Source organism: Chryseobacterium jejuense (genome assembly GCF_017877355.1).
Lineage (GTDB): Bacteria > Bacteroidota > Bacteroidia > Flavobacteriales > Weeksellaceae > Chryseobacterium > Chryseobacterium jejuense_A.
Map to the genome: position 1 here is coordinate 146,671 of NZ_JAGIPR010000004.1, position 21,856 is coordinate 168,526.

The 21,856-nt window shown below is 35.8% G+C and carries 23 protein-coding genes and 1 riboswitch; of the genes, 18 read left to right on the top strand and 5 right to left on the bottom strand.

The features are described from left to right. Positions 1-72 precede the first annotated feature (72 nt). The 7 genes from J2772_RS09915 (at position 73) to ribB (ending at position 5,576) form a co-directional block, all read left to right on the top strand. Entirely contained in the window at positions 73-852 is a 780-nt protein-coding gene (locus J2772_RS09915; protein ID WP_209916157.1) for an alpha/beta fold hydrolase, read from the top strand. 16 nt (positions 853-868) lie between these two features. After that, positions 869-1,219, top strand: coding sequence for a DUF2200 domain-containing protein (locus J2772_RS09920; RefSeq protein WP_209916159.1), 351 nt, complete (start codon positions 869-871; stop codon positions 1,217-1,219). Between the two features lie 62 nt (positions 1,220-1,281). Continuing rightward, complete coding sequence (locus J2772_RS09925; RefSeq protein ID WP_209916161.1) at positions 1,282-1,920, top strand: DUF4272 domain-containing protein; 639 nt, start codon at positions 1,282-1,284, stop codon at positions 1,918-1,920. 75 nt (positions 1,921-1,995) lie between these two features. Beyond that, on the top strand, positions 1,996-2,964 hold the full coding sequence (locus tag J2772_RS09930; protein ID WP_209916162.1) for a DUF2157 domain-containing protein: 969 nt from the start codon (positions 1,996-1,998) through the stop codon (positions 2,962-2,964). Then, on the top strand, positions 2,954-4,033 hold the full coding sequence (locus tag J2772_RS09935; protein ID WP_209916164.1) for a DUF4401 domain-containing protein: 1,080 nt from the start codon (positions 2,954-2,956) through the stop codon (positions 4,031-4,033). The genes J2772_RS09930 and J2772_RS09935 overlap by 11 nt, the downstream gene beginning before the upstream one ends. Then, positions 4,020-4,508 (top strand): GDYXXLXY domain-containing protein, encoded by a 489-nt coding sequence (locus J2772_RS09940; RefSeq protein WP_209916166.1) that lies wholly within the window; start codon positions 4,020-4,022, stop codon positions 4,506-4,508. The genes J2772_RS09935 and J2772_RS09940 overlap by 14 nt, the downstream gene beginning before the upstream one ends. Before the next feature lie 202 nt (positions 4,509-4,710). Beyond that, positions 4,711-4,836, top strand: a riboswitch (FMN riboswitch). 92 nt (positions 4,837-4,928) lie between these two features. Next, a complete protein-coding gene (gene ribB / locus J2772_RS09945; protein ID WP_209916168.1) occupies positions 4,929-5,576 on the top strand; it encodes a 3,4-dihydroxy-2-butanone-4-phosphate synthase in 648 nt (215 codons plus the stop codon). A 197-nt stretch (positions 5,577-5,773) separates the two neighbouring features. On the opposite strand, the gene J2772_RS09950 is transcribed toward ribB, so the two are convergent. Beyond that, complete coding sequence (locus tag J2772_RS09950; RefSeq protein ID WP_209916171.1) at positions 5,774-7,858, bottom strand: TonB-dependent receptor plug domain-containing protein; 2,085 nt, start codon at positions 7,856-7,858, stop codon at positions 5,774-5,776. 185 nt (positions 7,859-8,043) lie between these two features. Here J2772_RS09950 and J2772_RS09955 point away from each other — a divergent pair, with 185 nt between their 5' ends. Next, the gene (locus J2772_RS09955) at positions 8,044-8,796 is read left to right on the top strand and encodes a DUF3575 domain-containing protein (protein ID WP_245365200.1); all 753 of its coding nucleotides are present in this window, start codon (positions 8,044-8,046) and stop codon (positions 8,794-8,796) included. A 142-nt stretch (positions 8,797-8,938) separates the two neighbouring features. Continuing rightward, complete coding sequence (locus J2772_RS09960) at positions 8,939-10,231, top strand: MFS transporter (RefSeq protein WP_209916174.1); 1,293 nt, start codon at positions 8,939-8,941, stop codon at positions 10,229-10,231. A 329-nt stretch (positions 10,232-10,560) separates the two neighbouring features. Here the strand turns inward: J2772_RS09960 and J2772_RS09965 are convergent, their stop codons facing one another. Next, entirely contained in the window at positions 10,561-10,776 is a 216-nt protein-coding gene (locus tag J2772_RS09965; protein WP_209916177.1) for a hypothetical protein, read from the bottom strand. Between the two features lie 434 nt (positions 10,777-11,210). Here J2772_RS09965 and J2772_RS09970 point away from each other — a divergent pair, with 434 nt between their 5' ends. From J2772_RS09970 to J2772_RS09990, 5 genes are read left to right on the top strand one after another with little or no spacing between them, the layout of a single operon-like run. Then, positions 11,211-12,062, top strand: coding sequence for an alpha/beta fold hydrolase (locus J2772_RS09970; RefSeq protein WP_209916179.1), 852 nt, complete (start codon positions 11,211-11,213; stop codon positions 12,060-12,062). Next, positions 12,062-12,532: an RNA polymerase sigma factor gene (locus J2772_RS09975; protein ID WP_209916181.1), complete on the top strand. Its 471-nt coding sequence runs from the start codon at positions 12,062-12,064 to the stop codon at positions 12,530-12,532. Before J2772_RS09970 ends, J2772_RS09975 begins: the two co-directional genes overlap by 1 nt. Further along, on the top strand, positions 12,522-13,112 hold the full coding sequence (locus J2772_RS09980; protein ID WP_209916183.1) for a hypothetical protein: 591 nt from the start codon (positions 12,522-12,524) through the stop codon (positions 13,110-13,112). Before J2772_RS09975 ends, J2772_RS09980 begins: the two co-directional genes overlap by 11 nt. Continuing rightward, positions 13,112-13,726, top strand: a complete 615-nt coding sequence (locus J2772_RS09985; RefSeq protein WP_209916185.1) for a class I SAM-dependent methyltransferase — start codon at positions 13,112-13,114, stop codon at positions 13,724-13,726. The genes J2772_RS09980 and J2772_RS09985 overlap by 1 nt, the downstream gene beginning before the upstream one ends. Before the next feature lie 59 nt (positions 13,727-13,785). Beyond that, complete coding sequence (locus J2772_RS09990; protein ID WP_209916187.1) at positions 13,786-15,567, top strand: M43 family zinc metalloprotease; 1,782 nt, start codon at positions 13,786-13,788, stop codon at positions 15,565-15,567. Between the two features lie 63 nt (positions 15,568-15,630). Here J2772_RS09990 and J2772_RS09995 read toward each other — a convergent pair whose 3' ends face one another. The 3 genes from J2772_RS09995 to truA form a co-directional block, all read right to left on the bottom strand. Continuing rightward, positions 15,631-17,391 (bottom strand): ABC transporter ATP-binding protein, encoded by a 1,761-nt coding sequence (locus J2772_RS09995; protein ID WP_209916189.1) that lies wholly within the window; start codon positions 17,389-17,391, stop codon positions 15,631-15,633. 182 nt (positions 17,392-17,573) lie between these two features. Next, positions 17,574-17,927 carry a hypothetical protein gene (locus J2772_RS10000; RefSeq protein WP_209916191.1) on the bottom strand — a complete coding sequence of 118 codons (354 nt, stop codon included), beginning with the start codon at positions 17,925-17,927 and terminating at the stop codon, positions 17,574-17,576. 24 nt (positions 17,928-17,951) lie between these two features. Further along, positions 17,952-18,704, bottom strand: coding sequence for a tRNA pseudouridine(38-40) synthase TruA (gene truA / locus J2772_RS10005; protein WP_245365201.1), 753 nt, complete (start codon positions 18,702-18,704; stop codon positions 17,952-17,954). Between the two features lie 87 nt (positions 18,705-18,791). Between truA and lpxK the strand changes: the two genes are divergently transcribed. The 4 genes from lpxK (at position 18,792) to J2772_RS10025 (ending at position 21,758) form a co-directional block, all read left to right on the top strand. Continuing rightward, positions 18,792-19,820, top strand: a complete 1,029-nt coding sequence (gene lpxK / locus J2772_RS10010; RefSeq protein ID WP_209916193.1) for a tetraacyldisaccharide 4'-kinase — start codon at positions 18,792-18,794, stop codon at positions 19,818-19,820. Continuing rightward, complete coding sequence (locus J2772_RS10015) at positions 19,801-20,616, top strand: purine-nucleoside phosphorylase (protein WP_209916194.1); 816 nt, start codon at positions 19,801-19,803, stop codon at positions 20,614-20,616. The genes lpxK and J2772_RS10015 overlap by 20 nt, the downstream gene beginning before the upstream one ends. Before the next feature lie 92 nt (positions 20,617-20,708). Then, a complete protein-coding gene (locus J2772_RS10020; protein ID WP_209916196.1) occupies positions 20,709-21,224 on the top strand; it encodes a TlpA family protein disulfide reductase in 516 nt (171 codons plus the stop codon). Between the two features lie 78 nt (positions 21,225-21,302). Further along, positions 21,303-21,758, top strand: a complete 456-nt coding sequence (locus tag J2772_RS10025; protein ID WP_209916198.1) for a GNAT family N-acetyltransferase — start codon at positions 21,303-21,305, stop codon at positions 21,756-21,758. The last annotated feature ends 98 nt before the right edge of the window (positions 21,759-21,856 follow it).

A 21,856-nucleotide genomic window follows, 5' to 3' on the forward strand; every position in this document is an offset into this window, starting at 1 on the left:
CTTCACTTTCTATAGGCTTTTCGTACCTTAGTTTCCTTAAATTGTTTACACCTCAACATAAAATATAATTCTATGGAAAAATATGCAGTCTCTTCAGATGGCCAAAAAATCCATTATAAGGAATCCGGAAACGGAAATACAGCAATAATTCTTATCCATGGCTGGCTCGGAAACACCGAATGGTGGACCGATCAACAAAAATATTTCACCAACAATTATCATGTTATCCAGCTGGATCTTGCCGGACACGGAAAATCTGACTCTTCCAGAAAAGATTGGACCAGTTCCCGATATGCTGACGATATAAAAGCCGTAGCTGATGCTATAGATTCTCAGGAAATCATCCTGATAGGACATTCAATGAGTGGAGCTTACGTTCTTGAGGCCTCATTAAAGATTCCAAAAGTAAAAGCTCTTGTTCTGGTAGATACTTTGAAAAACCTGGATGAATCTTTTACTGAAGAACAGGCAGAAGAAATCATGTTTACTCGTTACAGAACAGATTTTAAATATGCTGTAGAAAACTTTCTTCCCCAATATCTTTTTGTAGAAAAAACACCTATTGCCGTGAAAGAAAGATTGCAAAATGAGTTCCTTCAAAATGAGCCGGAAAAGGTGATCAATGTACTCAAACCTTTATACAAAACTGATTTCAAAAGTATTGCAAAACAGGTTCAGATTCCGGTAATCGCTATTAATTCGGATGCTTCACCTACCAATATTGAAAGCAACCGTAAGTATTTAAAGAATTATGACTATGTAACCATTACAGAAGTTGGTCATTATCCTATGCTTGAAAAACCGGAAGAGTTCAATATCATTCTAGACGGAGTGTTAAAAAAATTAAACTAAACATTCATAAAAAACCTTGCAGAATACAAAAATATTCAACACAGCTTTTTCCAGTGTTTATCCACATTATATTCAAAAAGCTGAGAAAAAGGGGCGGACAAAATCCGAAGTTCATGAAATTATCCAATGGCTAACCGGTTATGATGAACAAGGTATTCAGGAACAGTTGGAAAAGAGAAGTGACTTTAAAACTTTTTTTGAACAGGCTCCAAGAATAAATCCTAATACTTCATTAATCAAAGGTGTTATCTGTGGATATCGTATAGAGGAAATAGAAGATGAACTGATGAGAAATATCCGGTATCTTGATAAACTGATTGATGAACTGGGTAAAGGAAAAAAAATGGAAAAGATATTAAGGGAATAATTTTAGTTCACCCTAATTCATCACTAAATATTATTTTAAACTAGCAATCATATTCAAAACAAATGACCAGAAAAGAAAGAACAGAAGAAATTCTTAAAAAAGAAGGCATTAAAATCAATTTTAACCTGCCGCATATAGAATCTGAAGAGGAAACTACATTGAAAACTCCAAAAGAAATAGCAGCACGGGTTGCTATTCTTGCAATCACCAATTTTATTGCTTTTAACACGATAGATTCAGAAACCGCTATAGATTATATGATAGAGTATAATCTTTGGGAATATGTTACTCCTAACGAAAAAGACTTTATCTCTGAACCTACAGAAGACAAAAAATTTCAGGAAACTTGGAAATGTGAATGTATTTGGGTTTTACTATGGGCTTTAAAAATAGTAGATACATTACCTTTTCCTGATAAATTATGTGACCTCAATGATATTCCTTTTGAAAAATATCCTGTAGGCGGAGACAGAAATCCGAATGATTTTATTAATGCCAACCATGAGATCCGTTCAAAATCTGAAATTCTTGATGCCAACGATTTATATTACAGATACGATTGGGCCTGTGTAGATGCCAGAATCAATAACAGAGAAATGACACAGGTACATCCCGGAATTGTCTATGAAAGACATTATGCTCTCAACTGGTTGATTAATTATATGGATCAGGAATGGGATCATATTTCCTGTGACACTTAAGAAACGCTGCAGCTCATTACAACAAACAGCAACTTATTAAGGGAAGCCACACCTTCAATACTTAACCTACCTTCAATGAAAAACATACAAAAAGAAGACATTCAAATCCTTAGCAGGTATAGTAACCTCAGCGAAAAGGAGATCAATACTCTTCTTAAAAACAATATTTACAGCAGCCGGGAGGCATGGCAAAAATTTCTTAAACTATTTCTTATCAGCCTTGGAATCGGGTTTACGGTATCCGGAATTATTTTCTTCTTTGCTTATAATTGGGCAGAATTACCAAAGTTTACAAAAATAGGGTTAACTGAGTCCTTAATCATTGCCACCACAGGCTTGGCATTATTTCCCAAAATCAATACTAACATCAGGAATATCATTCTCACCGGAGCAGCTGCGCTGGTAGGAGTACTGTTTGCCGTATTCGGGCAGGTCTATCAAACCGGCGCAGATGCTTATGATTTCTTTTTAGCATGGACAATTTTTATCACACTTTGGGTTATCATAGCAGACTTTGCTCCTTTATGGCTTCTTTATGTAGTTTTAATTAATACTACGCTCATTTTATACTCAGAGCAGGTAGCCAAAGACTGGAATGACAGCATCATTATTCTTTTACTTTTTGTTCTTAATGCTGCCATTTTAATAGGTTCTATCCTGCTTTCTCATTCTAAGAAACTCAGCATTCCCAATTGGTTTACCAACATTTTATCACTAGCTGTTGTCAGTATATCAACCTTTGGGCTTTGTCTTGATTTTGTAGACAGCCACAAAACTTTATTAGCTTTTTTAATTCCACTCAGCATTACAACCTACACCTTAGGAATCTGGTATGGTTTCAAAACAAAAAACAGCTTTTATTTTGCCATTATTCCTTTAAGTCTTGTCATTATTATCTGTTCTTTATTGTTTAGAATAGGAGACGATGAAGGTATAATAAATGAAGGTATATTCTTATTAGTATTCGTTTTCGTTATCGCGAGCATCACCCTTATCATTAAAAACCTGATGAACCTTCAAAAAAAATGGAAAAATGAAAAATAAAGAAAATATAAAAGAACTGATGGATCATCTTCATTTAGCAAGTGACAGGGAGATTCGTTTTGATGAAGAAGCAATGATGGCTGCCTATGAAGAAAAAAGCACCAATCATCAATCGCTTTCTATCAAAATATTGTCCATTTTTGGTGGAATTATGGCCTGTCTTGCGTTTTTAGGCTTTATTTTTATGGTTCAGGTTTTCGAATCGCAAATAGGAATGGGAATATTCGGAGTTATCTGTATTGCAGGATCTTCACTTATTAGCAGAATATCTGGTAAAACAATTGTAGATACCCTGAGTGTTTCCTTTTTCATTACCGGTTTCTCTCTTCTTGGCATTGCGCTCTCTACAGAAGGTGATATTATCTATCCAGTATTCATTGCCCTAGCCTTATGTGTTCTATTTCTGGTACAAAGCTATATTCTTTCCTTTATTTCCATATTAATTATCAACGGAAGTATATTTGCTTTTGTTCAGATTAATCATATCTATAACCTGCCCTCTGCGGTAATTATACTTCAGGCAGTTATCACCACTTTTCTATTCCTGTGGGAAGCAAAAATAATAACCAAGAACAAGGTTTTATCTCAACTCTATGATCCTATTCGCGCGGGAATGGTATTTTCCTTCATGTTTACCCTTGCATTTTTAGGATTCAAATCTTTTTTCCGCATTGACAATGAAGAGTTTTACTATTATGACCTGATACCATCTGTTGTCATTCTGATAACCATTCTTTATGTTGTTTCTCATCTGTTTAAAACATTACAGGTTACCGATATCACTTACAAGATTCTTATGTATGGACTTACTGTTTTATTTTTATTGCCCACTCTATTAACACCAACTATACCGGGAGCTATTCTCATCATTTTGCTAAGTTTTTTAGTCAACTACAAAACCGGATTTGTTTTAGCCATCATTGCTTTGGTTTCCTTTATCGGAAGGTTTTATTATGATCTTCAATTCACCCTATTAACCAAATCCATACTTCTGTTTACTTCAGGAATTATCTTTTTGGCAATCTATTTCTTTACCCACAAAAAACTGTCAGCCCATGAAAAAATATAAATGGTTCATCATCATTGTCAATCTTGTTCTCTTATTGATCTATTTCAATTATTCAGTGGTGGAAAAAGAGACTTTACTAAAGAATGGACAACCCATCTTATTAAAGCTAGCTCCCGTGGATCCGCGATCACTAATGCAGGGAGATTATATGAGCTTACGATATGATATTTCCAGTAATATTAATGCGGAAAAGATCCCTAGCCGTGGATATTGTGTAGTAACACTTGATCCAAAAGGTGTGGCTCAGCGGGCTCGTTTTCAAAAAGACGTAACCCCATTGAAAGCTGGTGAATACCTCATCAAATACACTTCACCCAATCAATGGAACATCAATATTGGTGCAGAATCTTTCTTTTTCCAGGAAGGACACGCTCAAAAATATAACAAAGCCGCTTACGGCGGGATCAAAACAGACAAAGACGGAAACAGTGTATTAGTTGGATTATATGATGAACAATTAAAACAGATTCAATAAAATCCATTCATATCAAAAAACACTAACAAAACCACTCCTACTTGTGAGTGGTTTTTATTTTAGAAACCAACTCATCATTGATAAATCCAATCAAAAAATTCTTTTCTATATCAAAAAACTTCCCGAAATTAGCACCTTGTGCATTAAATGTATTCAATGAAATAAAAAATTTAAATTAATACATACAGTAAAACTTAGTATAAGTTTTCTTCGGGGCAGGGTGAAATTCCCTACCGGCGGTTACAGTCCGCGACTCCTTTCATTTGAAGGGACTGATTTGGTGAAATTCCAAAACCGACAGTTAAAGTCTGGATGGGAGAAGAAAATGAGACGTACGGTAAGGTCCTTCCCAGGCCCTTACGGTATCGTATTTCATTTCCATGTACCGAAGACTATTTTAACTTTTAAAAGTAAAATAACATGGAAAAATTATTAGAACAATTCGGAGCAACCTCCAAAGAACGTGTAGAAAAAGCACTTTCAACATTACAACAGGGAAAAGGTATTCTTTTAGTAGACGATGAAAACCGCGAAAACGAAGGCGACATCATCTTTCCCGCTTCCACTATTACAGAACAGGATATGGCTCTTTTGATCCGCGAATGCAGCGGTATCGTTTGCTTATGCATTTCCGAGGAAAAAAGTAAGCACCTGAACCTGCGTCCGATGGTGGAAAACAACAATTCAAAAAATCAAACTGCATTTACCATTTCCATTGAAGCCAGAGAAGGAGTAGAATCCGGAGTTTCAGCAAAAGACCGTGTAACAACCATCAGAACAGCTGTTGCCGCAGATGCCCTTGCCGAGCATATTGCAAGCCCTGGACACGTATTTCCTCTGATCGCTAAAAAAGATGGAGTATTTGAAAGACGTGGACATACGGAAGGAAGTGTAGACCTTGTAAAAATGGCTCATCTTGGTGATGATGCTGTACTTTGCGAACTGACCAATGAAGATGGTTCCATGGCAAGACTCCCGGAAATCGTAGATTTTGCTATAAAAAAAGGAATGAGCGTAGTAACCATTGAAGATATTTACGCTTATAGAAAAATGATTATGAGCAACTAGACTTAAAACCATTTAATGCACAAAATAGCCGTCCACCATTTGTTGGACGGTTTTTTATTGAGTTAATACAAAACCCTCATTCATCTGCTTGAATGAGGATTTTTTTTGATTCGAGCGGAACATTAAACATGATAAAGATCTTAAAGAATGATTATATTTCGCTTTATGCTTTAAAGTACCATCCATTTCCAGCCCTTTTAAAAAGTAGCAGCCGGAGCAGTATCATTATTCAGTTTCTTCTGGATTTCAGTTTTCTTTCCTTTAGAAAAATCATAGCTTATTCCCAGTACAAACATGGATTTATTGTTCATGATCTGTGTATGAATTTGATAGTCTACTAAGCTTTCAGATAAACTTTTTGTTTTATATTCAGATGGCATTCCCATCCAGTACATCCCTGTGGAAAAAGTAAAGTTTTTATGTTTATAGCGAATAAAAATATTATTCTGGTTTTCATTGGTATTCAGAAAAGCTCCGCTAAGACTATATGTCGGGATGTTGAACTGATATTGTGCCGAGAAGTTTTTATATTCTGAAGACAGCACAAAATAATTTCCCAAATAATCATTTTTAATCACCGCACCGGTACTGGTCTTTACCATTTCGAAAGTAGGAGCTAAATTAGCCTTTATCACCAACAGATTATTCCCAAAAGGCTTATAAGAACCTGAAATAAGAGCTCCCACCTGGCGAGAATACTGCCCGTTTTCATAAGTCAGTGCATAATCTCCGAAAGTATTATCCAAAATATAGTACTGATTGATGACCCGATCTGTGTAAGAATAAGATATATTCAAATTAAAATCAAAATACTTGTTATTCAATGAATAGGTCAGATTATTAGTCCATTTCTGTTGAGACTTAAGAAAAGGATTTCCTTTCTGTACAATATTGGGAGCCAACTGCACAATATTACTACTAAGCGCACTGCTCAAGGGACTTATAGGTTTATAACTGCTTGTAAAACGGAGACTTTGATTATTATTAAGTTGATAAGCCAATACTATTTTTGGAGTAAATGACCATTCATCAAAAGTGTTTTCTGCACTTTTATTATGAATATTCGTCAGTCCTATTCCAATACGATAGCTGAACTTATCTATTTTCCCTGCAAATTCACTGTAAAGATATTGCTCCAGATAAGTAACTTTATACTGAGAATATCCTGAAAGATTATTCAGATCATTGGATATTGAAGAGTTTGAAATACGATATCCTGACGAAAGTTTCCCGGCTGTAAAATCATGGGTATGCGCCAACTCTCCTACAAAACTTGTCTGCTTTGCTTTTAAAACCATATCATTATCATATACAGAAAGGCCGGTTCCCATTACCCATTCTTTAGCAGTTTCTGAAGAATGAGTTGTATAATCGGAACCTACAGCATTAATGCTCAGTTCATCCTTAGTTCCAATTTTTTTAGAATAATAAATATCCAGCTTCGGAGTTACATACTCTGAGCCATTATTTTTAAACATAGCGTGTTCTTCAAAAGCATTGTCTACCGTAAAAATACTTTGTCCTGTTCCTTTTGAAAAACGGTTGAAAATATTCATATTCAGCTTTACCTGGAAAGCATAATCATCAGGAGCCAACCGGGTATAACGTAATGCTACCGTCTGAAAAGTGTATCCGAAATGATCTTTTCTGTCCTCATCAGACCGGTAATGCTGACCATTCAGCTGATAATCATAGATACTGTTGACCCTTCTGTCTGTATAATCTCTTAAATTAATAGAATATTCCAGTCCTATATCATTCTTGCCTTTTGTATAATTAGCGTAAGCAGATGCATTTACAAAACCTGTATTCAATGCCGAAGATCCTTCAGCTCCAAAAACATATCCTGTTTCCGTAGATCTTGTCAGAATATTCACTACAATATCGGCTCTGGTTGCCCATCTTGCCGGCGGAATATCATAATACTCCACTTTCAGCACTTCACTGGGTGCAACACTTCGGATCTGCATATCTGTAGCCTCCACTCCGTTAATCAGAAATAAAGCAGAGCCTCCTTTTGTACTTGTAATGGTATTGGAAACCGGATCCAGCTGCAGTTCCGGAAGCGTACTCAATAAATCTTTTGCATACCGGGCCCTTTCCAGCGCTTCTTTATCAAAAGTATACACAGCCTTATCAGCAAACTGTTTTTTGCGCTGTGCTTTTACAATAACTTCCTGAAGTTCTTTCGTTCCAGAGGTATTCACCGTATCTTTTTTTATTTCCTGCGAAAAAGCCAGAGTTCCACAAAGAAAGCAAATAGTGTATATTGTTTTTTTCATATCAGAAATGGATTATACTTTTAGGACAACCAATTCTTAAAATCCATTACATGATTTTAATTTTTAAATAAAAAAAACACCATTATTATCAATGATTTATGCATTTTTTTCTTTGAATCTGAATTATTATGTTAAATTCAGCCCGTTTTTTGCTGCTATTTTTTAACATCACAAAATATAAGATTATGAAAAAAGTAATCCTATTCACCTCATGTCTCCTGTTTTCAGTATTTCAAGCACAGGAGAACCAGAACCTTTCGTCCGAAAAGATGAATATCATCAAGACCAACGTTACTGCTTACGCATTCAGAAATATCAATCTGTCTTATGAACGTGCTTTTAACCAATGGTTTTCCCTGAATATTGGTTTTGGAACCATGCCGGAAGGAAAGGTCCCTTTCATTAATGCCTTCCTGAAAGATAAAGATGAAAAAAGATTTGAAAATCTAAAAGTAAAAGCTACCAATTTCACCATTGAACCAAGGTTTTATATTGGAAAAGGTTACGGAAAAGGATTTTATTTTGCTCCTTATTACCGATATTCCGATGTTTCTTCCAATACCTTTGATTTCTACTATGATTATAACGGGCCCAATGGGATCACTTATCAAATTCCGTTGAAAGGTCAAGGAAATACGAAAGGAAATAGTGGCGGACTTATGATAGGAGTACAGTTCTTCCTTACCAGAAGTCAAAACCTCATCCTTGATTTCTGGATTGCAGGTGCTCATTACGGAAGTGGAAAAGGTGATTTTACAATGACCTCAGATTATGCTCTTACTCCAGATATGCAGGAACAATTAAAAAAAGAGATCGAAAATCTGGATATTCCGTTTGTAAAATATACCGTGGAAACCAATGCCAATGGAGCAAACATAAAAGTAGACGGGCCATGGGCAGGCTTCAGGAGTGGGCTCTCTTTGGGGTATAGATTTTAATACATGATTCCCATGAATATAAATAAAGCATTGATATATCATTTTACATTCATCGTTATTGGCTTTAATGCAGAATCTTCGACTTCTGACGAATGAGAAATCCTCAAAATTTGTATATTGAGCCTTACAATATAATTGATATATGAACTCATCCTCCATCACCACAGGCCAAAGGATTAAAGCTATTATAGGTGGTTCCATCGGAAATCTTGTTGAATGGTATGACTGGTATGCATATGCCGCCTTTGCTATTTATTTTTCCAATTCCTTTTTTCCGGATTCTGACCTGAATGCCCAATTAATGAATACTGCAGGTATTTTTGCCGTCGGATTTCTTATGCGGCCTATTGGCGGATGGATGTTCGGAAGTATTGCCGATAAGATCGGAAGAAAAAGAGCGATGACATTATCTGTACTCTTGATGTCTTTCGGTTCACTTCTTATTGCTCTTACTCCAACTTATAAATCTATAGGAATTTTTGCTCCGGCATTGCTGCTCCTTGCCAGATTACTTCAGGGATTGAGTGTAGGTGGAGAATATGGAGTTTCAGCCACTTATCTCAGCGAAATGGCAACACAGGACAGAAGAGGATTTTATTCCAGTTTTCAGTATGTAACCTTGATTGGTGGACAGCTTATAGCATTAGGAATCCAACTTATTCTGCAGAAATTATTATTAACAGAAGCTCAACTGGAAGACTGGGGCTGGAGAATTCCTTTTGTGATTGGTGCTGCACTTTCTATTATTGCATTGTATTTACGGGCTAATCTCCATGAAACTGAAGCTTTTGAAAATAAAAAAGAGATCAATGAGAAAAAGAAAGGAAGTGTAAAGGAACTTTTGAAGCATCCCAGAGCTTTACTGACTGTTGTAGGACTTACTTTAGGAGGAACGCTTGCCTTTTATACCTACACCACTTATATGCAGAAATTTCTAGTGAATACAGTACATCTTACCAAGGAAGAATCTACTCTTATTTCTTTTATCTCCTTATTTATATTTGCTTGCCTACAGCCTGTTTTTGGAGGATTATCTGACAGAATCGGCAGGCGGCCGCTTCTTTTAGGATTCGGTATTTTGGGAACTTTATGTACTGTTCCTCTTTTAACAGCGCTCAGCACAACAACTTCAATATGGGCAGCTTTTTTTCTCATTATGGCTGCACTTATCATTGTAAGCGGCTATACATCTATTAATGCAGTGGTAAAGGCAGAACTTTTTCCTGCTGAGATCAGGGCTCTGGGCGTAGGTTTACCTTATGCTATTACAGTAGCTGTTTTTGGAGGAACGGCAGAATATATTGCACTTTGGTTCAAAAAGATTGGATCTGAAGAATATTTCTACTGGTATATTACAGGCTGCATCTTTTTTTCTCTTGTGGTGTATATTGGTATGAAGGATACCAGGAATTCTTCAACACTGGATAAAGATTAATTTTTATTTATACTTCTGCCTTGAAGCAAAAGTATACAAAAATTCAAGATTGAAATCATCCACTAAAAATTAAAATGTATTCCTAAAATTTCCAAACTCACATAGATCAACCGATATTACTTCGATTCAATTTACCAGCCATGCTCAAACAGTGGGAGTTTTTTAACAGACTACTTTTTAATTTTCTTAACGCTCCTGATTCCTAAGTCAATTAGAAAGATCATTTACTCAAGAATATTTCCCATTATTATTTTGTATTTCCAGATTAATCATTAAATCTATTTATAAAGAAACGGGCACCGCAGAAAATCTGCGGTGCCCGTTATATTTTAATGATAAGCCTGTTTAAATTTTTCTATGATACTGTCCAGATTATGGCGCTGAACATACACAGTCTTCACCTCTTCATATCGCGGTGATTTGTAGAAAACTTCATGAAAATCCATGCTGCCGTTTCCTACTTTTACTACTTTCTGTACTTCAATATTAAGTTTTTTTAACTCGTCTTTAAAGCCTTTAAATTCATCTTGGATACTACTGCTCATTTATATTTTTTAGTTTTTCGTTAAAAATTCCATTTTTGTCTGCCTACCCCATCACTTCCCGGGGTAGCGACTTAAACTTTCAATAAAATTAATAATTTTTTCAAATATAAACACCATTAAGTTATTATTTTTTTATTTTATTCATAAAAATAACCAAAATCCAATTCATTTCACAACCCTAATTAATCACTAACCAGAGAGGGAAAATTAATAAATATCCTACATATCGTAGTATTTATGATTTTTATCATATCCATTGTAAAAACTTTAGCCACATAAAAATTATTTATAAAAAATTCATGTACCCTACTTTCCTTTACAGTAAAGGTATTCAAAGTAGAAAAAATATTTTTTCAAAAAAAATTAAAAAATAGTGTAACATTTTAAAAAGGTTCGTCTCTAAAAGACAAATAAACCTTAAAACTTTATAAATCATGAAAAAATTCACATTCCTTCTTATCATCATGTTATTTTTTGCAGCAGTATGTAATATATTTGGTCAGGAAAAAAAATACCCGTTTGAAGTAAAAAAATCCGGCAAGGGAAAACAGTCTTTAATTCTGATTCCCGGATTTGCCTCTTCAGGAGAGGTGTGGAACGAAACGACTGCAAAGTTTGAAAAAGATTTCACTTGCTATACATTAACCATGGCAGGGTTTGCAGGAGCAAAACCTGATGCTGATGCCAGCTTCAAAGATTGGGAAAAGGGAATTGCTGCTTATATAAAGAATAATAAAATTGAAAAGCCCGTTATCATTGGACACAGCATGGGTGGTGGTCTTGCTTTGGCTATTGCAGCAAACTATCCTGAAATGGTGGGGAAAATTGTGATTGTAGATACTTTACCTTGTCTGGCAGCAATCTCCAACCCTAATTTTACGTCTAAAGAAAACAACGACTGCTCATCAACCATTAATAAATTGACAGCAATGACCGATGAACAATTCCGACAAATGCAGGCCCAATCTATTCCACGCCTTCTGGCAGATACTTCTATGCAGAATACCGTAATTGACTGGAGCATGAAATCTGACAGAAAAACATTTGCTACAATGTACTGTGACTTCTCGAATACTGATCTTAGAGAAACCATCAAGAACATACAATGTCCTTCTCTTATTCTTCTGGAATCTTATTTTGTATTTATGAAACCTTCGATTGAAGCACAGTATACTCATCTTAAAAATGCTAATTTTCAATATTCTACAAAAGGATTGCATTTCATTATGTATGATGATAAAGAATGGTATTTCAATCAGCTTAATAACTTTTTATCTTCAAAATAATGGTATTTGAAGATATATACGAGCTCTACTGGCAAAAGATCTTCCGCCTATGCATGGGATATGTGAATGACACCGATCTTGCTCAGGATCTCGCTCAGGAAACATTCATTATCGTATGGCAGCAGCTTCCAAAATTCAGAAATGAATCCAGCATCGGAACATGGATCTTCAGAATTGCATCCAACAATTGTCTCCGGCGGATTGAAAAGGAAAAAAAGTTTTCCAAAGCAGATCTCCCCATCAATCTGGAAGAGAAAAAACAGGAATCCATGGAACCTCAGATACAGCTGCTGTACCAATTTATTTCAGAGCTCCCGGAGACAGACAGAATTATCATCTCTCTGGAACTTGAAGAAGTAAAACAGGCAGAAATAGCTCAGATCACAGGACTCTCGGAAGCTAATATCCGGGTAAAAATTCACAGAATCAAAGAAAAATTAACACAAAAGTTTAGAAACGATGGATACTAATATCGATTTTAAAAATATCTGGAAACAACAGACATCTCCAAAGCCCAATATAGAAGAACTTCTTAACAGACTGAAAAAGTTTAAAAATGAAAATCTTCGTAAACTGATCCTTACCAATCTTCTATTGATTGCAACCTGTTTGTGTATTACTTTTATATGGTATCGTTACCAGCCTCAACTTATCAGTACAAAAATTGGAATCGTACTTGTGATTCTGGCTATGGTTATTTTTCTGTCTGCCTACAACAGAATGTTTACAGTGTTTTATAAAATTGATAACACACAATCCAACAGTGAGTATCTTCAAAATTTATATGTGGTAAAGAATCAACAGAAGTTTATGCAGACCACCATGCTTAACTTGTATTTCATCATGCTGTTTTTAGGAATATGTCTTTATATGTATGAATATACCTTAAAAATGTCATCCTTTTCCGGAATTTTGGTGTACGCTGCGACTTTATTATGGATAGGCGTCAACTGGTTTTATATCAGACCCAAAACAATAAAAAAACAACAGGGGAAAATTGACGAATTAATTAATAAATTTGAAGAAATAAATAATCAGTTAAAAGACTAATGAATTCTTCCGACAATAAAAAACACTGGGAAAATGTTTACGAGACTAAAAACCCGGATCAGGTAAGCTGGACTCAGAAAAAACCTCAGACTTCTCTTGATTTTATTAATTCCTTCGGGTTAGGAAAAGAGGCTAAAGTCATAGACATTGGCGGTGGAGACAGCAATCTGGTTGACTTTCTGCTTGAAGAAGGCTACGAAAACATTACAGTATTAGATATTTCGGTTAAAGCTCTGGAAAAAGCCCAACAAAGACTGGGAAGCAAGGCTGATAAAGTAAACTGGATTGCTACTGACATTACAGCTTTTGAGCCTACAGAAACCTATGATATCTGGCATGACAGGGCAGCTTTCCATTTTCTGACTACTCCAGAGCAGGTCTCAAAATACATTGATATTGCAGAAAAAAATATAACCACCTTTATGGTTCTGGGTACTTTCTCCAAAAACGGACCTGCCAAATGCAGCGGACTGGATATTCAGCAATATGATGAGGAATCTCTTTCTGAAAAATTTAAAGAAGATTTTGAAATGATACAATGTATTACTGAAGATCACACAACCCCTTTCGAAACGACTCAAAACTTTATTTTCTGCAGTTTTAAAAAGCACTGATCTTTATATTTTTTTTATTTATTTTTGGTGGATAAAAACAACACTTTAAATAAATAATTTTGAAAAAACTATTATTTCTGCTTATTACAACAACTTTATCTTCTCACTTTTATTCACAAAGTGTAGAATTTATAGAGTGTGGAACTGATGAATTAATGAGAAAACATTATGCAAAGTTCCCAAATGAAAAGATTCAGGATGATGCCTTCAACCTGGAATTATCCAAAATGATAAAAACCGGGAAGTTGACCGCAAAGAATGGTCTAAACCAGGTATATGAAATTCCCATTGTCGTACACGTCGTAGGAGACGGAAGCCCGATAGGAAATGTTAATAACAAGTCTGATGCTGACATTATTGCTTGGGTAAACTATACCAATGGTGTTTTTGCAGGAAGTACATCCAGTGGAATGGCCGCTACAAGTTCTGCCTTACCGGTAAAATTTGTTTTCGCGAAGATAGATCCTAATTGTAATCCTACCAATGGAATTAATAGAATTGATGCTTCTGCGCTTCCAAAATACGTAAGTGGCGGAGTAAATGATGACAACACTACCAATGCAGTCCCTGCAACAGAAATTACTGCCATGGGGCAATGGGATACCAGCAAGTATTACAATATCTATGTTGTTAAAAAACTAACATCAAATGCTGGAGCATTGAATGGATATGCTTATTATCCGGGCGGAAGCAATGATTATTCTTTTATGGCTACCAGTGCTTCAGCAGTGAATGCACAGACGCTGGCTCACGAATTTGGTCATGCTTTAGGTTTAAGACATACTCACGAAGGTTATAATGTTACTACAGGAGATTGCCCTGTAAATACCGACTGTACTCTGAATGGTGATTTGGTATGTGACACCGAGCCTATGAAAAGCCTTTATCATTCTTCTGTTCCAAGAAACTGCCAGACCGGACAAATCAATCCATGTACCAGCCAGATATACGCCGGCGGAGAAAGAAATGTGATGGCTTATACTTTCTGTTTTAGAGATTTGTTTACACAGGGACAAACTGATCGGGCAACAGCGCAGCTTCTTAAGTTCAGACAATCTTTAATCAACTCTCCGGTGGCTGCCAATACAACCCCTAATAATAATGTATCCCTTACCAATGCTTGTACTCCAACAACAATAAGTACTCCTGGAAATTATAATATCGGAATCACTGCAGTAAAGTTCGGAAGTATCAATAACTCCTCCAACAATTACAAACAGGCGATCAATAATTTCTATGAAAACTTTACCGGAAGCTACTGCCTGGGAACCAGCAAAACGACAATTCCCACCAATACGGCAACCACAATCACTGTTGCTCCGGGAACAAGCAATAACCACACTATAAAAGCATATATTGATTATAACAATGATGGCCAGTTTAATGAGACTACAGAACTTATTTTGGATCAAACAGGAATAACAAATGGTTCATTGGCAACCGCTTCTGTAACTCCGCCATCCAATGCTGTATTGAATATTCCTTTAAGAATGAGGGTTATTGGTGATGCAGGCATCGTCATTACATCATGTTACACACCAAAATATGGGCAAGTAGAAGATTATTCTGTAACCATAGTACCACAGGCATCATTGGCTGTAAACGATGTGAATTCAAAGAACAATTCATTTATCACTAAGGATGAAAATTCTGTGTATGTAAAGAGTGATTCCAGAATTTCTTCATTACATATCTATGATGCATCAGGAAAATTATTGGCTGACAAAGTTGATATCAACACTTCAGAATTCAGGTTACCTATCAATCAAAAGAACACCATTATCACTGTGAATGTGGTTCTAAAGAATGGAAAGGTAATGACCAAAAAATTGCAATTCTAATCACTTCAATAACAAAAAAAGAGAGCTTTCGGCTCTCTTTTTTTTATGGTTTTAAATAATCTTTTATTTTGATTCTTTTTCTTCCTCCAGTTCCACCTCATGACGCAGCTGGGCTTTGTATAAAGTAGCATAGTAACCATTTCTATCCAAAAGTTCAAGATGCTTCCCTTCTTCTACAATTTTACCATGCTCCATTACAATAATCTTATCTGCTTTTTCAATGGTGGAAAGCCTGTGGGCAATAATAATAGACGTTCTGTTTTTAGTAATTTTTTCCGTAGCTCTCTGAATTAGTTTTTCACTTTCATGATCGATAGAAGAAGTAGCTTCATCCAGAATCAGAATTTTAGGATCAGACAGATAAGCTCTCAGAAACGACAATAATTGTCTCTGACCTAAAGAAATAGATGAACCTCTTTCACTCACAACATAATCATATCCACCCGGAAGCTGTTCAATAAACTGATCTACTTCAATTTCTTTAGCACCGGCTTTTATTTTTTCAAGGGTAATACTATCATCACCGAAAGCAAGATTTTCAAAAATACTTCCGTGGAACAGGAATACGTCCTGCAATACCACTCCAATATGACTTCTCAGATTATACAGTTCATAATCTTTCAAATCCACATCATCAATAAGGATATTTCCGGAATTGATATCGTACAATCTTGTAATCAGGCTGATAATCGTAGATTTCCCGGCACCCGTTGCTCCTACAATGGCAACAGTTTCTCCCGGATTCACTTTAAAATCAATACCTTTCAATACTTCCTGCTTTTCATCATAGGCAAAATGCACTTTCTGGAATTCAATTTTACCGGCAAAATGGTCTTTTTTCACGGTTCCTGTGTTGGTCATCGAATTTTCTTCATCCATTAATCCCAATACTCTTTCCGCTCCTACAATTCCTCTCTGGATATTGTTGAAACGGTCTGCAATCTGCCTTAAAGGACGGATCAGCATTGAAATATATTGAATAAAAGCGATCACCACCCCGGCACTGATCGTAATATATCCACCATAAAACAGGATAAACCCTATAAATAGTGAAGAAATAAGTTCTACTACCGGAAAGAATAATGAGAAGATGAAAACAGTTCTCAGTAATGCTCCTTTCAGGGTAATATTAATATCATCAAATTTTTTAAATTCAGATTCCTGTCTGTTGAACACCTGAATGATCGGCATTCCCGCCAGTCTTTCCTGTACAAATGAGTTTTGAGTGGCTGTCCATGTTCTTTCGTCACCAAAAGCTTTCTTCAGTCTTTTCTGAAAGAATCTGGTAATTACAACCATTAAAGGCAGAATTGCCAGTGTAATATAACTCAGGTGAACATTTGTGCTGAACATCATCACCAAAACAAATACAATTCTTAGAATGTCTCCGAAAACCATCAGGAAACCGTCTGTATATACGGTAGCAATTGTTTCCACATCCCCTACGGCACGGGTTACCAATTGACCAATTGGTGTTTTATCAAAAAATGATGTTTTAAAATAAATCAGTTTGGAATAGAGTCTTTCACGGATATCACGAATTACATTCTGTGAAATGAAATTAGAGAAATAAACCAGAAAAAAGTTCAGAATTGTTTCAGCAAACACCAATCCCACAAGGATATAGATATGCTTCATCATCACGGCTTTATCCTGCAGCTTTGTGATATCATTATCTACCACTTCCATAGTAAGATATGGCCTGTAGGTAGAAACAATTGAAAGTATTACGGAGATGATTAAGGTAAGGATGAACCAAGAACGAAATTTCATTCCAATAAAGAACAGCCTTTTAACAATTCCCCAGGTATCTTGTTTTTTCATTATACGAATAGAAGAAAAGAATTAAAATTCTATGCAAAAATAAGATTTTATAAGTTGCCAACCTGTACAACTTTTATAAATCACCATAGAAAATATAAGATACCTATCATTTACAGAATGAATATCTTTTGTGGATAACTTTGTTTGTACTGAGGTTATTCAATCATTTAAAAAACTTATTTTTATTTTTGTGAATCTTCAGAAGCTTCCCCTATTTTCTGAATCTCAATAGACGGCTTTTTCAGATTTTCTTTACTATATTTTTGCTCAAGAAGCAGATAAACTCCCCAAACAGCCAACAGAGAAATTAACCAGCCCACAAGATTAGCTGCAGAAAACCCTGTATAATTCATATTATTTGCAGCATCCGGATCTGTAGAAGCTAAGTAAACTCCGTAAGACATCCCCAAAACAATCTGAGTACCCAGATAAACTCCGATAGCCAAAAGTCCCAGCTGCCATTTTACTTTTCCGAATTTTTCAGCTAACCGTGCATAATACCGGTAGGCTCCAATAAGAATAAAAATTGATAACATGATTATAGTTTTTTTAGTTTTTATTTAAAATTCATAGCCTACATCCACCAGATATAATCCGTGGGCAGGGGCAGAAGTTCCGGCAGAGTTTCGATGCTTATCCTCAATAACCTTTCGTAATTCTTCAGGTTTCAGTTTTCCGGTACCTATTTCTACCATTGTTCCAACAATAGCACGAACCATATTCCTCAGAAAACGGTTGGCAGAAACGGTAAACATCAGTTCCGTTCCATTCTGTTCCCATTCTGCTTTATACATTTTGCAGATATTCGTTTTATTGTCGGTTTTTAATTTGGCAAAACTGGTAAAATCCTCATATTCAAAAAGAATTTTACAGGCTTCGTTCATTTTATCAATATCCAGAGGCCTTTTCCAGTGCTGCCACGCAGATTCCTGAGTAAACGGATTTTTCGAAAGCGAAATATAATATTCATACGTTCGGTACGTTGCATCAAAACGGGCATGAAAATCATCTTTCACCTTAAAAATTCTTTTAATGGAAATATCTGGCGGAAGAAAACTGTTCAGCCTGCGTGGAAGTTCATCACTCAGCTCTTGATCCGTATCAAAGTGTGCAAATATTTTTTTGGCATGAACACCAGTATCAGTTCTTCCGGCCCCTGTTGTTTTAATCTCTTCTCTTAAAATGGTGGAAAGTGCTTTTTCCAATTCTTCCTGCACGGAAATAGCGTCCGGCTGTATCTGATAGCCGAAATAATTCTTTCCGTTGTAAGAAAATTCTATAAAGTATCTCAATGTATTGGTATAACTCCACAAAAATACTTTAATTTAACGAAATATTTGTTGAAAAGTCTTTGAGAATATTACTCCTATGCTTATGAAAATTCCTATTTTTGCATTCGTATGAAAAGATGGTACCTTTATCCTTTTTCCCTTGCTTATCATATGGTAACGGGTATCCGAAACACAATGTATGATCTGGGGATTTTTAAATCGACAAAATTCAAGACACCGATAATCAATGTCGGGAATCTCTCTGTGGGCGGAAGCGGAAAATCACCAATGGTGATGTATCTTGCTCAGTTTTTATCCAAACATTACAGAACCGGAGTCCTCTCACGAGGCTACGGAAGGCTTACTAAAGGCTATGAAGTAACGAATTATGAGAGCAACTACAAAATTGTAGGGGATGAAGCCATGCAGCTTTTTGAACGTTTCAAAAACCGTTTTGTGATTGCTGTTTCAGAAGAACGAGTTCCCGGAGCCAAAAAAGTGATCGAAGATATGGATCTTGGAGCGCTGATATTGGATGATGCGATGCAGCACCGTGCTATTAAAGCAGGATTCAATATTTTGATGACCGATTTTAACGATCCGTTTTTTAAAGACTATCTTCTTCCTGCCGGAGACCTTAGAGAATCCAGAGCCGGAGCCAAGAGAGCAGATATCATCATGGTCAGCAAATGTCCTGATGAACTGACGGAGGAAACCAAAAGGTATTATATTTCAAGGATCAGACCTTCTTATAACCAAAAAGTATTCTTTTCATCCATTGGTTATGACGAGAATGTATACGGAAAAGATAAAATGCTTCCGGATAACAACCTGAACTATTACGATATTTTATTAATTACCGGAATTGCGAATCCTAAACCACTTCTGGAACACCTGGCGAAATTTTCGAAAAGAGTTACCCATCTGAAATTCAGAGATCATCATAATTTCACGGATGATGATATTAAAAAAATCCTTGCGGAGTATAAGAAATTAGGAGAATATAAGCTGATATTAACCACAGAGAAAGATTACGTCCGTCTGAAAACTTTTGATTATCTTAGAGAAATTGTTTACTACTGGCCTATCAATGTTGTTATTGATAAGAAGGAAGAATTCAATCAAATCATCTTAGATTATGTTAGAAAAAATTCATGAGACAGCTGATTTCATTAGAAATATCATTCAGGACACTCCTGATTTTGCTGTTGTTTTAGGATCCGGACTTGGGAAACTGCAAAATGAAGTAGAACCGATCCATATTTTAGAGTACAAAGACATTCCCAATTTTCCCCAGACTACAGTAGCCGGACATACCGGAAAGCTGATCTACGGAATTCTGGAAGGGAAAAAAGTACTGATGATGAGTGGCCGTTTTCATTATTATGAAGGACATTCTATGGAAACTGTAACTTTTCCTATCAGAGTTTTTCATTTACTGGGAATTAAAAATCTTACTCTTTCCAATGCATGTGGCGGAGTAAATCCTGATTATAGTATTGCAGACATCGTTATTTTAAAGGATCACATCAATATGATGCCTGAACATCCGCTTCGTGGAAAAAATATTGATGAACTAGGCCCACGTTTTGTGGATATGAGCGAACCTTACAACAAAAAAATGATTGCAGCAGCAGAACAGGCTGCCGCAGAAAATAATATTAAAATCCATCAGGGAATCTACGTTGCCCTGCAAGGCCCTACTTTTGAAACGCCTGCCGAATATGGAATGATTAAAGCCATTGGCGGTGATATGGTGGGAATGAGCACCGTTCCTGAAGTAATTGTTGCCAGACACATGGGAATGGATGTATTCTGTATTTCCGTGATTACCGATCTTGGCGGACCGGATATTGCTTTCGCCGTTTCTCACGAAGAAGTTTTGAATGCAGCCAATAAAGCCATGCCGAATGTAATTACAGTAGTGAAAGGCTTAATTAAAAACTATCAATAGAAATCTTCAATAATATAAATTTTTCCTAATTCATAAAAAATCAAACTCAGATTGCAACACATTCCTTAGTTTTGTGTAAATGAAATTGTAAAATGAGAAAGCTGTTATTCATTTTTATGGCAGGTCTGTTTGGCTTAAGCTATTCACAAAAAGTTCCTACTGCTCTTAAAACCGGATTTTCCAAAGAAGCCCTAAAGCAAAAGCTGGAAGATGAGGAAGGAAAAACAATTACCATCCAGGAAATTCTGGATCAGCATAAAGGAAAAGTTTTAGTCATCGACTTTTGGGCCGGATGGTGCAGAGACTGTCTTCAGGCATTACCAAAAGCTGAACTCTTAGAAAAAAACAACCCTAATGTTGACTTTGTTTTCTTATCTCTGGAAAGATCTAAAGAAGGATTCGATAAGAGCCTTGTAAGATTCAATATGAAGGAAAAAGATAACTATTGGTTTGCATCAGGCTGGAAAAATGATTTCAATAATTATGTAGACCTGAACTGGATTCCAAGATATATGATTATCGATCAGAAATCGGCTATTGCCAAATATTATGCTATTTCTCCGGAAGATCCTGAGATTCAGCAAACCATAGATAAACTTTTAAAATAATTTTTTAATTTAAAAAAAACTTGAAGTTTAAACATCCTATAAAATTGGAATGTTTAAACTTCACTTACTTTTTACACCATGATCACAAGAGAAGCCACAGTACAGGATTTAGAGATCCTTTTAACTTTTGAGCAGGGAATTGTTTCTGCAGAAAGACCTTTTAACAGTACACTGATTGATGGAGAAATCCATTATTATGATTTAAGCCATTTTATTAAATCTCCGGATGCTACTTTAATTGTTGTAGAAGAAAATGATGAAATTGTAGCTTCAGGCTACGCACTCATCAAACAGACTGAAAAAAACTACTACAAGTTTGAAAGTTATGCTTACTTAGGATTTATGTATGTGAAACCCGAGTACAGAGGAAAAGGAATTAATAAAATAATTACCGATGAACTGATTAATTGGGCAAAGTCCAGAAATATCTCAGAAGTGAGACTGGATGTGTATGCTGAAAATGAATCAGCTGTAAAAGCTTATGAAAAAGCGGGTTTTGAACCTCATCTTCTTACCATGAGACTGAAAGGGTAAGAAGATAGAGGCTGGAAGATGGGAGTGATTGACATGTTATTTATTACTATTCTACCATTTAATCACTTTTCAATCAATTGGTCATACTTTTCCCTATC

Coding starts and splice junctions, on each gene's coding strand:
- J2772_RS09915 (WP_209916157.1), top strand. CDS start 73: ATGGAAAAATATGCAGTCTCTTCAGATGGCCAAAAAATCCATTATAAG.
- J2772_RS09925 (WP_209916161.1), top strand. CDS start 1,282: ATGACCAGAAAAGAAAGAACAGAAGAAATTCTTAAAAAAGAAGGCATT.
- J2772_RS09930 (WP_209916162.1), top strand. CDS start 1,996: ATGAAAAACATACAAAAAGAAGACATTCAAATCCTTAGCAGGTATAGT.
- J2772_RS09935 (WP_209916164.1), top strand. CDS start 2,954: ATGAAAAATAAAGAAAATATAAAAGAACTGATGGATCATCTTCATTTA.
- J2772_RS09940 (WP_209916166.1), top strand. CDS start 4,020: ATGAAAAAATATAAATGGTTCATCATCATTGTCAATCTTGTTCTCTTA.
- ribB (WP_209916168.1), top strand. CDS start 4,929: ATGGAAAAATTATTAGAACAATTCGGAGCAACCTCCAAAGAACGTGTA.
- J2772_RS09950 (WP_209916171.1), bottom strand. CDS start 7,858: ATGAAAAAAACAATATACACTATTTGCTTTCTTTGTGGAACTCTGGCT.
- J2772_RS09955 (WP_245365200.1), top strand. CDS start 8,044: ATGAAAAAAGTAATCCTATTCACCTCATGTCTCCTGTTTTCAGTATTT.
- J2772_RS09960 (WP_209916174.1), top strand. CDS start 8,939: ATGAACTCATCCTCCATCACCACAGGCCAAAGGATTAAAGCTATTATA.
- J2772_RS09965 (WP_209916177.1), bottom strand. CDS start 10,776: ATGAGCAGTAGTATCCAAGATGAATTTAAAGGCTTTAAAGACGAGTTA.
- J2772_RS09970 (WP_209916179.1), top strand. CDS start 11,211: ATGAAAAAATTCACATTCCTTCTTATCATCATGTTATTTTTTGCAGCA.
- J2772_RS09975 (WP_209916181.1), top strand. CDS start 12,062: ATGGTATTTGAAGATATATACGAGCTCTACTGGCAAAAGATCTTCCGC.
- J2772_RS09980 (WP_209916183.1), top strand. CDS start 12,522: ATGGATACTAATATCGATTTTAAAAATATCTGGAAACAACAGACATCT.
- J2772_RS09985 (WP_209916185.1), top strand. CDS start 13,112: ATGAATTCTTCCGACAATAAAAAACACTGGGAAAATGTTTACGAGACT.
- J2772_RS09995 (WP_209916189.1), bottom strand. CDS start 17,391: ATGAAAAAACAAGATACCTGGGGAATTGTTAAAAGGCTGTTCTTTATT.
- J2772_RS10000 (WP_209916191.1), bottom strand. CDS start 17,927: ATGTTATCAATTTTTATTCTTATTGGAGCCTACCGGTATTATGCACGG.
- lpxK (WP_209916193.1), top strand. CDS start 18,792: ATGAAAAGATGGTACCTTTATCCTTTTTCCCTTGCTTATCATATGGTA.
- J2772_RS10015 (WP_209916194.1), top strand. CDS start 19,801: ATGTTAGAAAAAATTCATGAGACAGCTGATTTCATTAGAAATATCATT.
- J2772_RS10020 (WP_209916196.1), top strand. CDS start 20,709: ATGAGAAAGCTGTTATTCATTTTTATGGCAGGTCTGTTTGGCTTAAGC.
- J2772_RS10025 (WP_209916198.1), top strand. CDS start 21,303: ATGATCACAAGAGAAGCCACAGTACAGGATTTAGAGATCCTTTTAACT.